The sequence below is a fragment of the Streptomyces sp. DH12 genome, from assembly GCF_020873895.1.
In the GTDB taxonomy this organism is placed as follows: Bacteria; Actinomycetota; Actinomycetes; order Streptomycetales; family Streptomycetaceae; genus Streptomyces.
Map to the genome: position 1 here is coordinate 1 of NZ_JAHWGT010000819.1, position 481 is coordinate 481.

The 481-nt window shown below is 82.1% G+C and carries 1 protein-coding gene; it reads right to left on the reverse strand.

Annotated features, from left to right (window positions below; translation table 11 throughout):
* Positions 1-105: 105 nt before the first annotated feature.
* Positions 106-481, reverse strand: a 376-nt coding sequence (locus LPA54_RS37245; protein ID WP_306806619.1) for a CbiX/SirB N-terminal domain-containing protein, incomplete at its 5' end; no start/stop codon positions are given.

Genomic DNA, 481 nt, shown 5'->3' on the forward strand with positions numbered 1-481 from the left:
GCGGGCGGGAGGTGGTGCGCGGACGGGTCGGACGTGCCGGACGTGATGCCTTCCATGAGCCGACAGTAGCCCCGGCCGGTGACGTCCCGGACACCGGTGGCCCCCTCAGGCCGTCGCGAGGGCGGCCGGCCCGGCGACCGGGGCCGCGGTGCGCAGCGCCTGGTCGTAGCGGTGGAGGAGCAGGCGGGCCATCGCGGGGTGGGTGCCCAGCGGGCCGGAGACGGTGCCGGGGGCCGCCCGGGCGCACTCGGCGGCGAACCGGCCGGGCGCGGTGAAGCAGGAGGCGACGGCGGCCCGGGTGCGCCCGCGGGCGGCGAGGGCGCGGACCGCGTCGGACACGGTGGGCGCGGCGGCGGAGGCGTAGGCGGGGACGACGGGCACGCCGAGCCGGGCGGCGAGCAGGGCGGCGATGCGCTCGGTGTCGGCGCGGGACGCGGGGGCGCGGGACCCCGCGGCGGCCAGCACCACGGCGCTGCGGCGG